This window comes from Dictyoglomus sp. DH (genome assembly GCF_055181375.1).
In genome coordinates, this window is record NZ_CM143706.1 from 506,949 (window position 1) to 522,648 (window position 15,700).

The 15,700-nt window shown below is 32.4% G+C and carries 13 protein-coding genes; all 13 read left to right on the top strand.

What is annotated here, in order from left to right; translation table 11 throughout:
• Positions 1 to 109: 109 nt before the first annotated feature.
• The 13 genes from rhaI to ACY3JJ_RS02425 all read left to right on the top strand — a co-directional run bounded on the left by rhaI (position 110) and on the right by ACY3JJ_RS02425 (position 15,691).
• The gene (rhaI, locus tag ACY3JJ_RS02365) at positions 110 to 1,303 is read left to right on the top strand and encodes an L-rhamnose isomerase (protein WP_463092198.1); all 1,194 of its coding nucleotides are present in this window, start codon (positions 110 to 112) and stop codon (positions 1,301 to 1,303) included.
• Between the two features lie 10 nt (positions 1,304 to 1,313).
• Positions 1,314 to 2,792, top strand: coding sequence for a rhamnulokinase (gene rhaB / locus ACY3JJ_RS02370; protein WP_463092199.1), 1,479 nt, complete (start codon positions 1,314 to 1,316; stop codon positions 2,790 to 2,792).
• Between the two features lie 83 nt (positions 2,793 to 2,875).
• Positions 2,876 to 3,265, top strand: coding sequence for a class II SORL domain-containing protein (locus ACY3JJ_RS02375; protein WP_463092200.1), 390 nt, complete (start codon positions 2,876 to 2,878; stop codon positions 3,263 to 3,265).
• 229 nt (positions 3,266 to 3,494) lie between these two features.
• The gene (locus ACY3JJ_RS02380; protein ID WP_463092201.1) at positions 3,495 to 5,081 is read left to right on the top strand and encodes a pectate lyase family protein; all 1,587 of its coding nucleotides are present in this window, start codon (positions 3,495 to 3,497) and stop codon (positions 5,079 to 5,081) included.
• A gap of 69 nt (positions 5,082 to 5,150) precedes the next feature.
• Complete coding sequence (locus tag ACY3JJ_RS02385) at positions 5,151 to 6,176, top strand: fibronectin type III domain-containing protein (RefSeq protein WP_463092202.1); 1,026 nt, start codon at positions 5,151 to 5,153, stop codon at positions 6,174 to 6,176.
• 73 nt (positions 6,177 to 6,249) lie between these two features.
• Entirely contained in the window at positions 6,250 to 7,623 is a 1,374-nt protein-coding gene (locus tag ACY3JJ_RS02390) for a pectinesterase family protein (protein ID WP_463092203.1), read from the top strand.
• Between the two features lie 25 nt (positions 7,624 to 7,648).
• Entirely contained in the window at positions 7,649 to 8,635 is a 987-nt protein-coding gene (locus ACY3JJ_RS02395) for a hypothetical protein (protein WP_463092204.1), read from the top strand.
• A 20-nt stretch (positions 8,636 to 8,655) separates the two neighbouring features.
• Positions 8,656 to 9,789 (top strand): pectate lyase family protein, encoded by a 1,134-nt coding sequence (locus ACY3JJ_RS02400; protein ID WP_463092205.1) that lies wholly within the window; start codon positions 8,656 to 8,658, stop codon positions 9,787 to 9,789.
• Between the two features lie 63 nt (positions 9,790 to 9,852).
• Positions 9,853 to 11,046, top strand: a complete 1,194-nt coding sequence (locus tag ACY3JJ_RS02405; protein ID WP_463092206.1) for a hypothetical protein — start codon at positions 9,853 to 9,855, stop codon at positions 11,044 to 11,046.
• Between the two features lie 159 nt (positions 11,047 to 11,205).
• Positions 11,206 to 12,480, top strand: coding sequence for an ABC transporter substrate-binding protein (locus tag ACY3JJ_RS02410; RefSeq protein ID WP_463092207.1), 1,275 nt, complete (start codon positions 11,206 to 11,208; stop codon positions 12,478 to 12,480).
• A gap of 70 nt (positions 12,481 to 12,550) precedes the next feature.
• On the top strand, positions 12,551 to 13,456 hold the full coding sequence (locus tag ACY3JJ_RS02415) for a carbohydrate ABC transporter permease (RefSeq protein WP_463092208.1): 906 nt from the start codon (positions 12,551 to 12,553) through the stop codon (positions 13,454 to 13,456).
• A complete protein-coding gene (locus tag ACY3JJ_RS02420; RefSeq protein ID WP_463092209.1) occupies positions 13,457 to 14,296 on the top strand; it encodes a carbohydrate ABC transporter permease in 840 nt (279 codons plus the stop codon).
• Positions 14,297 to 14,317: 21 nt separating this feature from the next.
• Positions 14,318 to 15,691 carry a family 4 glycosyl hydrolase gene (locus ACY3JJ_RS02425; RefSeq protein WP_463092210.1) on the top strand — a complete coding sequence of 458 codons (1,374 nt, stop codon included), beginning with the start codon at positions 14,318 to 14,320 and terminating at the stop codon, positions 15,689 to 15,691.
• Positions 15,692 to 15,700 lie beyond the last annotated feature (9 nt).

Below are 15,700 nucleotides of genomic sequence, written 5' to 3' on the forward strand. Positions count from 1 at the left end.
TTGACCATAACTTTTTTTTGTGATAAAAATAAGACATAAAAACAATAAAAAATGAAAATTAAATTTGAAAAAATAAATAGGAAAATAAAAATATATAGGGGGTATTATTATGATAAATTATGAAAAAAGGTATGAGATTTTAAGGAATATGTTAGAAGATGAAGGTATAGATGTAGAGGGGGTTGAGAGGAAGTTAAAGAAATTTAAGGTCGAAACTCCTTCTTGGGGTTATGCTGATTCTGGAACCCGATTTGCTGTATTTAAGCAAAAAGGATCTGCAAGGAATGTAAAGGAAAAGTTGCAAGATGCTGCTATGGTGCATAAATTAACTGGAATATGCCCTACAGTTGCTCTTCATATACCATGGGATATGTATGATGATTGGGATGAACTATTAAAATATGCTGAATCTCTTGGAGTTAAACCAGGTGCAATTAATCCAAATCTATTTCAAGATGATGAGTATAAGTTAGGAAGTTTAACTCATGTTGATAAAAAAGTAAGGGAGAAGGCTATAAATCATATTAAAGAATGCATAGAAATAGCTAAAAGACTTGGCTCTAAAGATATTTCCCTTTGGCTTGCTGATGGTACTAATCATCCTGGGCAAGATGACTTTAGAAAGAGAAAACATAGATTAGAAGAAAGCTTAAGAGAAGTATATTCTTGTTTGGATTCCGATATGAGGCTTCTTATAGAGTATAAGTTTTTTGAACCTGCTTTTTATCATACGGATATTCCTGACTGGGGAACAGCAATGATTCTTTCAAGAAAGCTTGGAGATAGGGCTTATGTACTTGTAGACTTAGGACATCATCCTCTCGGGACAAATATAGAGCAGATTGTTGCTATTCTTGTAGATGAAGGAAAACTTGGGGGATTCCATTTTAACAATAAAAAGTATGCAGATGATGATCTTACTACTGGCTCTATAAATCCTTATGAATTATTTTTGATATTTAATGAACTGGTTTCTGCGGAAGAAGATGGTTTAAAGATGAATATTGCATATATGATAGATGAGTCTCAAAACCTTAAGAACAAAATAGAAGAGATGATACAAAGTGTTGAAAATATATTTAAAACTTATGCAAAAGCTTTAATTGTAAACAGAAAATTGTTAAGAAAATATCAAGAGGAATGTGATATTGTCATGGCAGAAAATACCTTGGTAAGAGCCTTTGATACTGATGTTATGCCATTAATTTATAAAGTAAGAGAAGAAATGGGAGTTCCTCTTGATCCATTGAAGACTTTTCGAGAAAGTGGTTATATGGAAAAGGTTGTTAAAGAGAGAGTATGAGGTGATAAATATGAAAGAGAGAAGGTTTATTGCTATTGATCTTGGGGCAGAAAGCGGAAGAATTATGTTGGGAACCTTGAAGGATAATAGAATAACTCTTGAAGAGATTCATAGGTTTGTAAATAGGCCTGTTGATATTCTTGGGAGACTTTACTGGAATATTACTCAGATGTTTCAAGATATTAAAGAGGGTTTGGGTAAGGCTTTTTCTAAATATAAAGATATAGAAAGTATAGGGATAGATACATGGGGTGTAGATTTTGGATTGGTTACGAAGGAAGGTTATTTAGCAGGGATTCCTGTATGCTATAGGGATCATAGGACAGATGGGATTCTTGAAAAGGCTTTTAGAGTAATGTCTAAAGAAGAAATTTATAAATTGACAGGAATACAAATAATGCAAATTAATACCTTATTTCAACTCTATAGTATGGTGCATGAAAAATCTTCTCTCTTTAATTCTGCTCATAAACTGTTATTTATGCCTGATCTATTTAATTTTATGTTGACGGGAGAGATGTTAACTGAATTTTCTATTACAACTACTTCTCAGATGTATAGTCCTTTTAAAGATAGTTGGGAGGAAGAAATCTTAGAGAAATTTAGTATACCTAAGGATATAATGCCTCCCATATTTCCATCTGGAACAGAAATAGGTAAGTTATATAAAGGGATTCAAGAAGAATTAAAGGTTAAGGATGTTTCTGTAATTGCTCCTTGTGAACATGATACAGGATGTGCTGTAGTGGGAGTTCCTGGAAAAGGTGAAGATTGGGCATATATTAGTTCAGGAACATGGTCATTGATGGGGGTTGAACTTAAAGAACCTATTATAAATGAAGAATCTTTTAAGGCAAATTTTACTAATGAAGGTGGTTATGATAAGACTTATAGATTTTTGAAAAACATAATGGGGCTTTGGCTTTTACAGAGAGTAAAAAGAGAATGGGCTAAAGAAGGGTGTGACCTATCATATTCTGAGATTACTAAATTGGCTGAAGAGGAAGAACCCTTTAAATATTTTATAAATCCTGATGACGTATCGTTTTTAAATCCACCGAGCATGGTGAAAGCAATTCAAGATTATTGCTATAAAACCCATCAAGGTATACCTGAGAGAAAAGGAGAAATAGCAAGATGTATATTGGAATCTCTTGCTTTTAGATATAAAGAGGTCTTTGATGATCTTGAGAGAATTTTAAAGAAGAAGATCAAAGTTTTACATATTGTGGGAGGAGGCTCACAAAACCAATTACTTTCACAATTTACTGCTGATGTTCTTGGTATACAAGTTATTACTGGACCTGTTGAAGCAACTTCTTTAGGGAATATAGTAGTACAAGCTATAACAAAGGGAGCAATAAAAGATATAAAAAAGGCAAGAGAAATTATTGAATCCTCTTCTGATATGAAAACTTATTATCCAAAGGATACTGAGAAATGGCAAAAAATGTATGAGAGATATAAGGAGATTACAAATATAATTTAAGTAATCTTTTTCTTTTAGATTGAAATCCCTCTCAAAAAGATATAAAATAAAATATAATAATTTTAAATTGGGAGGGATAAATCATGGAAAAATTGAAGGAACTTTTACAAGAAGCCGACTGGACAAGAGAAAAACATGTTCCTGTGATAGATATACTTGAAAAGGATAGAGAAAAAGGGGTTAAAGTAAGGGTTTCTGTAGGGAAAGAGATTCCACATCCCAATACATCTTCTCATTTTATTGCTTGGATTGAAGTATATTTCTTGCCAGAGGGAGAGAAGTATCCATATCAGCTTGGAAGATTTGAATTTACATCTCATGGGGCATCCACACAGGGTCCAGATACAAGTACTGTTTACACAGATCCAATAGTAGAATTTGTTTTTAAGACTCAAAAAGATGGAAAGATTTTTGCTTTATCCTATTGTAATATTCACGGACTTTGGGAAGGATCTGTAGAATTAAAGTTCTAATATTTTGATTTAAAAGAGTATAGTTTTATTAGAGGAGGGCCTTTTGGGCTCTCCTTTTTTTGCTATAACAAAATATTGAATTTTTTATAAACTTATAATTAAAATATTTTATATATCCATATATTACTCTGAATATCTTTTATTTTTTTCTTGACTTAAAAAATTCATAAGTATATAATTTTGTTACTAAAATGCAATGTTATTGTATAATGTGCAAAGAGGTTTTATAATGAAGTTTAAAGTTGCTAATTTAAATATAAAAGTTGGTTTACTATTATTTTTCATGTTCATTCTTTCAAGTGGATGTTCACCAAAAGTTAATAATGTTTCTACAAGTGTTCCTAATCCACCTAAAAATCTAACTGGTTTAGTTCTATCTGAGGTAAGGGTTAGATTAATGTGGGAAGATAAATCTAATGATGAATTAGGATTTATTCTTGAAAGAAAAAAAGAGGGAGATACTTGGCAAGAGGTTAAGAATATTCAAGCTAATATTACAAGTTATATTGATGTGGGTTTAACTCCAGGATGGAAATACTATTATAGAGTAAAAGCATATAATGCTTATGGTAGTAGTTCGTATTCAAATGAGTTTGTTTGTATTACTCCCGTTATTATTGCTCCTACTAATCTATCGGCTGGTGTAACATCGGATGGAAAGGTTAAGTTAATTTGGGAAGATAGATCTGAGATAGAGGAAGGATATAAGATAGAGAAAAATGATAATGGTAATTGGATAGAAATAGGGTTTGTACCTTCAGATATTAATGTTTATTTTGACAATGATGTTACCTATGGAAATACTTACTCTTATAGGGTAAAGGCATATTATTCAAATGTAGAGAGTGAATATTCTAATGTGGCTTCAGTTTTTGTTGCCCCAATTATTAATAATGTTGATTTCTCTTTAATGGGTTTTGCAACCTTGGGTGGAGGTACCACAGGTGGCGAAGGGGGAGAGGTTGTTTATGTAAATGATGGAGTTAGCTTACAAAATGAAATAAATAAAGGAGGACCAAGAATAATATATGTTAATGGAACTATAACTCCAGAAAATAGTTCAGGAAAGTATGTGATATATGTAAAAAACGTATCAAGAATTTCAATTATTGGAGTAGGTACAAATGGTGAACTAAATGGAGTTGGAATAAAAATTAATAATGCTAACAATATAATAATTCGTAATCTTTGGATTCATCATGTTAGAGACCCTAATATAGCAAGTCAAGGACCAGATTGTATTACAATTGAGGGTCCTTCAAGAAATATATGGATTGATCATTGTGAATTTTATAATCAATTCCAAGGGATTGATAAAGATTACTACGATGGGCTTTTAGATATTAATGGGGCTGTAGATTATGTTACTATTTCTTGGTGCTATTTTCATGATAGTTGGAAGACAAGTCTAATAGGAAGTTCTGATTCTGATAATTACAATAGGACTATTACTTACCACCATAACTGGTTTAGAAATTGTAATTCGAGATTACCAAGTTTTAGATTTGGGGAAGGGCATATCTATAGTAATTATTATCAAGATATTTCAAGTTCAGCTATTAATTCACGAATGGGTGCAAAATTAAGGATAGAGCATAACTATTTTGAAAATGTAAGAAATCCTATAGGATCTTGGGACAGTCAAGAAATTGGATTTTGGGATGTAGTAGGTAATATTTTTGTTAACTGTTCAGGTAGTATGCCTACAACTTCTACATGTTCTTATACTCCTCCTTATAACTATACTATTACGCCAGCTGATAAGGTAAAAGAAATTGTTATTCAATATGCAGGTGTTGGAAAGATTAACTTTTAAAAGAAAGGGGGTGTGAATTACTAAATATTTTCTTTATTGAAAAATAAATTCTTAAGGGGGGCAAAAGTTATGAAAAAAGTAAGAAATTTAAGTCTTATTTTGATTGTTATTTTAATAATCTTGTTAGTAAGTGGATGTACTCCTAAAACAGAACAGCCTCAACCACAGCCTACTAAACCGAATGCTCCAACAGATTTGACTGTAGAAGTTATTTCAGGTACCGAAGTGAGACTTGCATGGAAAGATAATTCTAATAATGAAGAAGGATTTAAGATTGAAAGAAAAACATTAGATGGAGAATGGTCTGAAATAGCAACAGTAGGTGCAAATGTAAATACATATAACGATACAGGATTAACTCCAGGTACAACTTATTATTACAGAGTAAAGGCATATAACTCTGCAGGAGATAGTGATTATTCCAATGAAGTTTCTATAGTACCATTATACTCACCTACATGGGGCACTCATGATTGGACTAACACTTTTGAATTTCCAAGTGGATGGATAGATGGAAATGCAAATTATCCGATGCAAAACTTCTGTACAGTACAGGATGGAATCTTAATATTTGATACTACATATATTGCTGGTGCAACACCAAGTTTCAGGTGTAATTTTGAAGCTTGTGCTCCAAATTCCTTCAGTATGACAATAGTACTCAAAGCTAAAGGAGATGTAGGAACAAATGTGACAAGAGCATGGACCCTCGATATTCAGACCGCTTTATATAGAGGAGGTTTTGAGATTCAAACTAATCCAACTCAAGTGAGAATATTAAATGGGACATCAACTTTAGCTTCCTATACCATGACTACTACCGATTGGCATATATATTGGTTTACTGTAAATTACACTGTAGATGGCTTATATGCCAAATTATATGTAGATAATAATTCTACTCCAGTTCTTGAAGGTATTATAAATGCTGCTCCTTCTACTATACCTGATCCTCAGTTTATGAGGCTTGGTGATACTTCAACCTCAGCTTCTAACTTGTATAAAGGTCAGCTTGACTGGATATTCTGGACCTTTGATGGGGCCTTTGCTCCAAATGAGGTAAAACTTCCTGAAGGTTTCAATTTTAATCCTTAAAAAAAGTATATGGAGAGGGCTCAAGAATAAGCCCTCTCCATTTTAGAAGGTTTTACAGGAGGTAAAAAATAACATGTTTCGAAGAATCTTTTTATTGATATTTATAATTTCTGTTTTTATAATAACTGGATGTTCTGCTGGACAGATTGAGGAGCAATTTAATGTAATTATAAATAATTCTCCGAAATCTGTGGTGATAGATAATCCATATGTTATAGAAGTTATATCTAATCAAGATGCTTATTTAAGCCTTTATTTGAATGACAAGGAAGTATACAAGGATAAAGAAATAAAAGGAAAAGTAAGTAACTCTATTCAATTTTCATTTGAAAAGTCGAGGGGTAATTCTTTGAGAATTGAGATAAGAAATAAGAAAGGGGAAATATTGGAATATAAATATGAAAATATTCTATTTCTTCCGAAAGTTCAAATAGTGGTTGACAAGAATTATCAAGGTGAAGAAGGAATGGAAATAGATGGAAGGAAGTATTTTAAGAGTGTTAAAAATGCTATTACTTATATAATGCTAAATCAGAGTAATTACAATAACCAAAGAGTATATATATTTGTCAGAAGCGGAGATTATTATGAAAAAGTTAATATTGGATTTCCCAATGTTAGTTTGATAGGTGAAGATGTTAATACAACAAAAATTTATTATGATCTTGCTGCAGGAACACCATTGCCGGGGGGAGGTACTGTAGGAACATCAAATAGTGCAAGTGTTACTATAAATAGTAGTGCAACTGGTTTTACAGCAGAAAATATAACATTTGAAAATTCTTTTGATGAGCTTAATACTACTATTACAAGTAAGCAGGCGGTAGCTGTTCTTACCCAATCAAATAAAGCTGTTTTTAAAAATTGTAAATTTATTGGAAATCAAGATACTTTATATGTAAGAGGAGGAATCCATTATTTTTTTGATTGTTATATAGAAGGAGATGTGGATTTTATTTTTGGAGATGGAAAAGCAGTTTTTGAAAATTGTGTAATTTTCTCTATAGATCGTCCTGGAATAACACCAAAGGGTTACATTACGGCAGCAAGTACAAAGATTGGAAATCTGGGATTTTTGTTTATTAACTGTAAATTGTTAACAAATATTACAGAACCCAATTCAGTATATTTGGGAAGACCATGGCACCCTAGTTCAGATCCTTATAGTGTTAATTCAAATGTGGTATTTAGAAATTGCTATTTAGATCAACATATCCATCTTGATGGATGGACTGCGATGAGTTCTAAGGATCCTAATACAGGTGAGATTATTTGGTTCTATCCAGATACAGAGAGATTCTTTGAGTATCAAAATTATGGTCCGGGTGCTGTTGTTAATAATAAACGGCGACAGCTTGAAGGAGATGATATAACTCTATATTCAAAAGAGAATTTTTTGGGAAATTGGGATGTAGAAAGTTTTATTTTAAATCTTTATGAGAATTAGGAAGGCTAATGAAAGGGGGGTAAATATGAGAAAAATAATATTTTTAGTAATATTATTAATGCTTTTGGTACCTGCATTTGCCCAAGTTAATATCTCTAATAAAGTAGAGTTTTCTACAAAATATTATCCTGATTCTAAAAAGCTCAATTTTAATCCTAATTATTCTCTACAATTTAGCTATAAAGAAACTAATATTGATGCTTATCTTGATATAAGAGATGGAGGTTGGAGAAGCTATTTAAATATTTCAAATTTATTAGGAGCTTTAAATGTGTATTTTACTAAATATTACTTAAATGTAGAGGGAACAAGAGCACTTTTTGATTCTCTTTTATACAGTAGGTTAGGAGGAATTAATGGAGTTAAAGTATCTTTGAATAAACCCATAAAATTTACTGCCACCTATATTCCAAAGCAAATTGAATCTGATGTAGATTTTAATCTTGGAAGATTAACCCTTAAGATTGAGACTTTCCCTATTTCTGCGAAGTTGATGGGATTGAATATTTATGGTTTATACGACAAAGATATGCTTAACATGGTTGAAACATATGTTGTGGGAGCTGAAGTATCTCTATTATCATTATTAAATTTGTTCTTTGAATATGGGAATAATTCAAGACAATGGGCTATTGGTGGATCTTTGAAACCTATACCAAATTTAACTTTGTCAGGATATTATAGAGGTGATGGAGGATATAAATTAGAGTTTGATTTAAAAGATATTGTACCTAAAATGACTTTAAATGGTGCTTATTTCTTGGCTCCTGATTCTGCTAACTATATGTATCTTTCACTTGCTTTGTCTCCTCAGAATTTTGGTAATATAGATACTTTGTATGGAAGATATACCTCTTTCAGAGATTACGATGTGTTTTATTTTAGGTTAAGTTATACCATGGGAAAAATCTCTAATACCTTGAGAATCTATAAGAATTGGAACTTTGGGTATGGATGGTTTGATACTACTGTTCCTTTAACTTTTGAGGATGTAGTTTCACTAAGTTTCTGAAAACAAGGGGGGTTATCAAAATGAGAAGTTTAAAAAGATATCTAATTTTAATCTTAATATTTCTTTTCATTTTAGTAATAGCAGGATGTGGAGCTCCATCTACTGGAGGACAACCTACAACTAAAAAGATAACAATTGAAGGATATGATAAACCTATGATTGGTTTTGCAACTATTGGGCAGGGGACTACTGGTGGTGCTGGGGGAGAAGTTGTTGTAGTACATGATTACTTTGAATTTTTTGATGCTGTTTATCATGCTGATGATACTCCAAGAGTTGTTCTTGTGGATGGTACTATAACATATACTCCAAGTTATTATCTTATAGATCCCAAATATTTAAATACAATTAATATTGCATCTAATAAAACTATACTTGGGCTTGGAGATGGTGCAACTATTTCTGGAATAAGTATAAGAATTGGAAGACAGGGAGATCCAGAAAAAAATATTGTTATAAGAAATATAACTTTTGAAAATGCTCCTGATGATAATATATCTATATGGTGGGGTTCCTCAAATATCTGGATTGATCATTGTACTTTCAAATCAGCCGTTGATAGTAATGTGGATATAACAAGACAAGCAAATTATGTAACCTTATCTTGGAATAGATTTGAAAATGTAGGTGCAAAAGGCGTAAGTATAGTAGGGAGTGATGATAAATTATCAGATGATGCTGATTATTTAAGGGTTACTTATCATCATAACTTTTTCAATAGTACCGCTGGAAGAAATCCCAGAATGAGATATGGGATAGTGCATATTTTCAATAATTATTATACTGATGTTCAGCTTGGTCCTAATGGTACATGTGCTGTAAGAGCTCTTGTTGAGTATAATTACTTTGAGAGAGTTCAGATTCCTGCCTCAGGTACATATAATTCTCCTCCAGGGTTTATTGTTTTTTCTAAAGAGGATCCAGAAAACGGAGATACAAATATCTATATAGAGAGTGGTACTCCTCAAAAAAACTTACCTACTTTAGATCAACTAACAGATGGTACAAATTACGATTTCAGGGATAGAGCAGATGAGTGGTTAAATATATCCAATTGGATACCTTATAACTACTCACCTGAAGATCCTATTAACCTGCCAAGCGTAATCTTAGAGAAGGCAGGAGCTGGAAAGATTAGAGTGAAGTGGGAATAAGAAATAGGTGGGGTCCTTTAAGGACTCCACCTTGCCTTTTAGTGACAATAGGGAGGTAATAATATGAAGAAATATCCATATTTAAGGTTGTATTTAAGATTGTTATTTTTAGTTTTACTAGTTATTTCTATATCAGGTTGTACTTCATTTGCCCCTAAGACTACTTGGAGAAAGATTCATGGATATTCAGGGAATGAATATGTTAACGATATTATCAGAACAAAAGATGGGAATTATGTTCTTGCTGGAATGAGTAATTCTAAGAATATTAATGGTGAGGATGATTTTTATTTCTTAAAAATTGATAAATGGGGAAATATTCTTTGGGAAGTTTTCTTTTTTGGTGAAAGAGATGATAATGCTCAAAGTGTAATAGAAACTAGTGATGGAGGAGTATTGCTTTTGGGTGAGAGTTACTCTTATGCTACAGGAATTTCAAAGGATCTTTTTGCAATAAAGTATGATGCAAAAGGAAATCTTGCTTGGGCTAAAAATTTCGGTGGAATAGATATGGATGGCGGAAGACAGGTTATTGAGGATAGTGATGGAAATTATATTTTTGTGGGATGGACAAGGTCTTTTGGGCAAGGAAACTCTGATTTTTATGTTCTCAAATTAGATCCTAATGGAAATCTTATATGGAGTAAAACATGGGGTGGAAGGAATTTTGATGAGGCAAGTTCGGTAGTAGAAGTAGAAGACGGATATTTGGTGTTAGGATATACTATGTCTTTTGGTAATGGGAGTAAGGATGTAGTACTTGTAAAATTTGATAAGAATGGAAATGTAATTTGGTATAAAACTTATGGAGGAACAAAAGATGATGTGGGAAATAGAATTGAGAAGACAAAGGATGGAAACTTCATATTAGTTGGATCTACACTTTCTTATAGTAACTATAGTGATGTTTATATTATCAAGGTTGATCCTAATGGTGATATGCTTTGGGAAAGGTATTATGGTGGAGATTCGGGAGATGAAGGTGAATGTATAAGAACAACATCAGATGGAGGATATATAATATCGGGAAGTACAAGATCATTTGGAACTACCGGAACAGCTGTATATTTAATTAGATTAGACTCTGATGGTAACCTGTTATGGCAAAAAGTATACGATGGAGACGGAGATGATGATGGTAAAACAATAATAGAAACAGAGGATAATGGATATATTTTGGCTGGACTAACCAGATCTTGGGGAGCATCCTTAGGAGATGTATTAATTATGAAACTTAATTCTCAAGGTAGTTTTTAATTTTAATTTAAAATTTGCTTGAAAAATTTTAATGATATGGTTATAATATAATACAAATGAATTTCATAATATACAAAGGAGGTGTATAAAGAAATAAAAAAATTTTTAGCTTTGCTTTGATTTTCTTTTATTAAAAAACTTAGTTTGGGGGGATTAAAAATGAGAAGAAATTTTAGATTATTAATGATCTTATTAGTTTTAGTCTGTTTCTTATTAGCCATTTCTCCAGCTCAACAGCAGGTTACTTTAAGAATTATTTGGTGGGGCTCTCAGGATAGACATAATAGAACTTTAAAAGTTATTGATTTATTCCAAAAGAAGTATCCTAACATAAAGATAGTAGCTGAGTATACTGGATGGTCTGAATATTACACTAAGCTTACAACAATGGCTGCCGGTGGTAATTTACCAGATATAATGCAACAGGATCATGCCTATTTAAGGGGATGGGTAGAAAAAGGATTTTTGCTTTCCTTGGATGATTTAGTGGCCCAAGGAGTAATAAATCTAAAAGATGTAGCAAAGAGTATAGTAGATTCAGGAAAGTTAAAGGGAAAACTTTATGCTATAAACTTAGGTAATAACTCTCAAGCATTTGCTATTGATCCTGAAATTTTCAGAAAAGCAGGTGTACCTTTACCTCCAACTTTATGGACATGGGAAGATTTCAAGAGAATTGCAAGAATAATTCATAGAAAACTTGGAATATATGGAGCAGCAGAAAACTTAGGAGATCATAATGTATTTAGAGTATGGACTATAGAGAATGGTGGTTATCTATTTAGTGAGGATGGTGAGTCTCTTGGATATGAAGATGATAATGTTTATGCTAGTTTCTATAAAATGCTTCTTGAATTACAAGATGAAGGTGTAATTCCATCGAGAGATGTAGAAATAGCAAGAGGAAGTGTAAGCCCTGAACAAAGATTTATTTGTCTTGGAAAATCTGCTATGCAATTTACATGGAGTAACCAGCTTACTGCTATGAGTAAAGCTTTAAAAGGAAAACAATTAAGACTTTATATGCTTCCTACACTAAATGGAAAAGTGGGTAATTTCTTAAAGCCTTCTATGTTTTTCGCAATAAATGCAAAAACTAAATATCCCAAAGAAGCTGCAACTTTTATAGACTTTTTTATCAATGATATTGAAGCGGCAAAGATATTAATGGCAGAAAGAGGAGTACCTATTTCCAAGAGAGTACAACTTGCACTAAAATCACTTCTCACTCCAGTAGAGAAAGAAATGTTTAATTTCATATCTATAGTTGAAAAATATGGAGCTCCAACTCCAGCACCTGATCCTGAAAGATGGCAAGAGATTTATAATAATGTTTACACTCCTCTATATGACCAGATTATGTATAAGAAGATTACCCCAGAAGAAGCAGCAAAGAAGTTTAGAGAGCAGGTAATGCAGATATTAAAGAGGTAAGTAAATTTTATTTAGGGAAGGGAGGCAAACTCCCTTCCCTATTATATTTTGAGGAGGTAATGCGAGATTTATGAAAAAACTTACTAAAAAGAAAAAACATGATCTACTTATGGGATATATTTTTGTAAGTCCTTGGTTGATAGGTTTTATTGCCTTTATAATTTTTCCACTTGTAACTTCTTTATACCTTTCGTTTACCAGATATGACATCTTGACATCACCAAGATGGATTGGTTTTCAGAATTGGATAAGAATGTTTACTCAAGATCCCAGATTTTGGAGTGCTACAAAAGCAACTTTTAAATATGTTTTATTCGAGGTGCCATTGAGGCTTATTTTTGCTTTTATTGTTGCTCTTATATTTAGTATGAAAGAAAGTAAAATTCTTAATTTATATCGTGCTATCTATTATATACCTTCTCTTATTGGAGGAAGTGTAGCTATAGCGGTAGTTTGGAGACAGATATGGGGATATGATGGAATCATTAATGCATTTCTTTCTATTTTTGGAATTCATGGTATAAACTGGCTTGGAGATACTCGTACTGCTATATGGACTCTTATTTTACTTGCAGTTTGGCAGTTTGGATCTCCCATGTTAATATTTTTGGCAGCGTTAAAACAGGTTCCTACTGAGCTTTATGAAGCTGCGACTATTGATGGTGCAAGTTTTTGGAAAAGACTCACATCTATTACTCTTCCTATGATTACACCAGTTATTCTTTTTAATCTTATTAACCAGATGATACATGGTTTTATGGCTTTTACACAGTCCTATATTATTACTCAGGGAGGTCCATTAGATTCAACTTTGTTCTATGCAGTTTACATGTATAGGAAGGCTTTTAATGATTTTGAAATGGGTTATGCTTCAGCCCTTGCCTGGTTTATGTTAGCTTTAGTTGGCTTATTTACTATTATCATTTTCAAGACCTCTAATCGTTGGGTTTATTATGAAGCAGAGGAGGGAGTATAAGTGAAAAGGAAAACTTTGAATAATATAATTTATTATACCTTTGTTACTTTTCTTGCCTTCATTATGGTATATCCAGCCTTGTGGATGTTAAGTAGTTCTTTTAAACAGCCGTGGGAGATTTTTAGTGATGTTTTAAATCTTATACCTAAGGAACCTACAATAAATAACTATATAGAAGGATGGGGAGGATTTGGTGGTATAACTTTTGCTACATTCTTTAAAAACTCCTTTATATTGGCAGGTCTTAATACTATTGGAACAGTTATATCTTCAACTCTTGTAGCATATGGACTTGCCAGAATTCCTTTTACAGGAAGAAAAATCATATTTACTACTGTAATTCTTACATTGATGCTTCCTATGCAGGTTCAGATTGTACCCAGGTATATTTTATTTTCTAAGCTTGGATGGATAAATACATTTAAACCTCTTATAGTACCGGCTTTTCTTGGGGGTCCTTTCTTTATATTTATGATCATGCAATTTATTAGAGGAATACCTAAGGAACTTGATGAGTCTGCGTTTATTGATGGGGCAGGAAGATTTGGTATTTTTTATCATATTATTCTTCCCAATTTAAAACCAGTAATTACTACCGCTACCATATTCTCTTTCTATTGGGCGTGGAATGATTTTATGGGACCTTTAGTATACTTAAATAGTCCTGAAAAATATCCAGTCTCAGTAGCGTTAAGAGCTTTTTCAGATCCTTCGGCAGTAACTAATTGGGGAGCAGTTTTTGCTATGTCTACGTTATCCTTACTTCCTGTGCTTGTATTATTTGTATTCTTCCAGAAATATATTGTACAAGGTGTAACCACGTCAGGGCTTAGAGGATAGAAGGGAGGAGAAATTAAAAAAATGGATAATGTAAAGATAGCATACATAGGAGGAGGATCTAAGGGTTGGGCTTGGAAGTTTATGACAGATCTTGCTCTTGAAGAGAGTTTTTCTGGAGAAGTGAGACTTTATGATATAAATTTTGAGTCTGCAAAAACTAATGAGATTATTGGAAATAGAATAAGCGAACAGAAATCTGCTAAAAGTAAATGGAGATATAAAGCTGTAAAGGAGATAGGAGAAGCATTAGAAGGTGCAGATTTTATAGTTATTTCCATTCTTCCAGGTACATTGGATGAGATGGAAATAGATGTGCATCTTCCAGAGGAGTATGGTATTTATCAATCAGTAGGAGATACACCTGGACCTGGAGGGGTTATAAGAGCTTTAAGAACTATTCCTATATATATGGAATTTGCTGAGGCTATTAGAAAATATTCTCCCACTTCCTGGGTTATTAATTACACAAACCCTATGGCTCTTTGTGTGAGGACTCTATATACAGTATTTCCTAAGATAAAAGCAATAGGTTGTTGTCATGAAGTTTTTAAAATCCCTAAGATTTTGTCTCTCATGTTAAAGGAAAAGGAGAATATTGATGTCTCACCTTCTGAGATAAAACAAAATGTTTTAGGAATTAATCATTTTACATGGGTAGATAAGATTTCCTACAGAAATATGGACCTATTACCCATTTATGGGGAATTTGCCGAAAAATATTATTATGAAGGTTATGAAGAAGAGAAAGGTAGATGGACTTGGGATTATTTTGCCTCTGCTAATAGGGTAAAATTTGATCTTTATAAAAGATATGGAATAATTGCAGCTGCTGGTGATAGGCATTTAGCTGAATTTTTCCCTGCTTACTGGTATTTGGAAAATCCTGAAAAGGTAAAAGAATGGAAGTTCTCTTTAACTCCTGTATCCTTTAGGAGACAGCAAGCAAAAGAACTTTATGAGATGAGTCAAAAGCTTGCTAAAGGAGAGATGGAATTTCCTATTAAGCCTTCTGGAGAGGTAGGAGTCCAAATAATGAAAGCTCTTCTTGGGCTTTCCAATTTTATAACTAATGTTAATTATCCTAATGTGGGACAGATGGATGGAGTACCAAGAGATGTGATAGTTGAAACTAATGTATATATAACAAGAGATGATATACTACCTATATATGCAGGAAAATTACCAAATGATGTAAATTCATGGGTTTTGAGGCATATTATGAATCAAGAAATGATCCTTCAAGCAGTTTTGGAAAAAGATCTAAAACTTGCTTTTAGGGCTTTTTATAATGATCCATTAGTAGAGTCAAGATTGAATCATTCTAAAGCCAAAGAACTTTTTGATAGAATGATTGATGGTACAAAAAGATTTCTAAAATATTTTGAAGAAAAATAAAGGAGGTAT

Bases quoted from the DNA above. Each gene is read 5' to 3' on its own strand.
- rhaI (WP_463092198.1), top strand. From the start codon at position 110: ATGATAAATTATGAAAAAAGGTATGAGATTTTAAGGAATATGTTAGAA.
- rhaB (WP_463092199.1), top strand. From the start codon at position 1,314: ATGAAAGAGAGAAGGTTTATTGCTATTGATCTTGGGGCAGAAAGCGGA.
- ACY3JJ_RS02375 (WP_463092200.1), top strand. From the start codon at position 2,876: ATGGAAAAATTGAAGGAACTTTTACAAGAAGCCGACTGGACAAGAGAA.
- ACY3JJ_RS02380 (WP_463092201.1), top strand. From the start codon at position 3,495: ATGAAGTTTAAAGTTGCTAATTTAAATATAAAAGTTGGTTTACTATTA.
- ACY3JJ_RS02385 (WP_463092202.1), top strand. From the start codon at position 5,151: ATGAAAAAAGTAAGAAATTTAAGTCTTATTTTGATTGTTATTTTAATA.
- ACY3JJ_RS02390 (WP_463092203.1), top strand. From the start codon at position 6,250: ATGTTTCGAAGAATCTTTTTATTGATATTTATAATTTCTGTTTTTATA.
- ACY3JJ_RS02395 (WP_463092204.1), top strand. From the start codon at position 7,649: ATGAGAAAAATAATATTTTTAGTAATATTATTAATGCTTTTGGTACCT.
- ACY3JJ_RS02400 (WP_463092205.1), top strand. From the start codon at position 8,656: ATGAGAAGTTTAAAAAGATATCTAATTTTAATCTTAATATTTCTTTTC.
- ACY3JJ_RS02405 (WP_463092206.1), top strand. From the start codon at position 9,853: ATGAAGAAATATCCATATTTAAGGTTGTATTTAAGATTGTTATTTTTA.
- ACY3JJ_RS02410 (WP_463092207.1), top strand. From the start codon at position 11,206: ATGAGAAGAAATTTTAGATTATTAATGATCTTATTAGTTTTAGTCTGT.
- ACY3JJ_RS02415 (WP_463092208.1), top strand. From the start codon at position 12,551: ATGAAAAAACTTACTAAAAAGAAAAAACATGATCTACTTATGGGATAT.
- ACY3JJ_RS02425 (WP_463092210.1), top strand. From the start codon at position 14,318: ATGGATAATGTAAAGATAGCATACATAGGAGGAGGATCTAAGGGTTGG.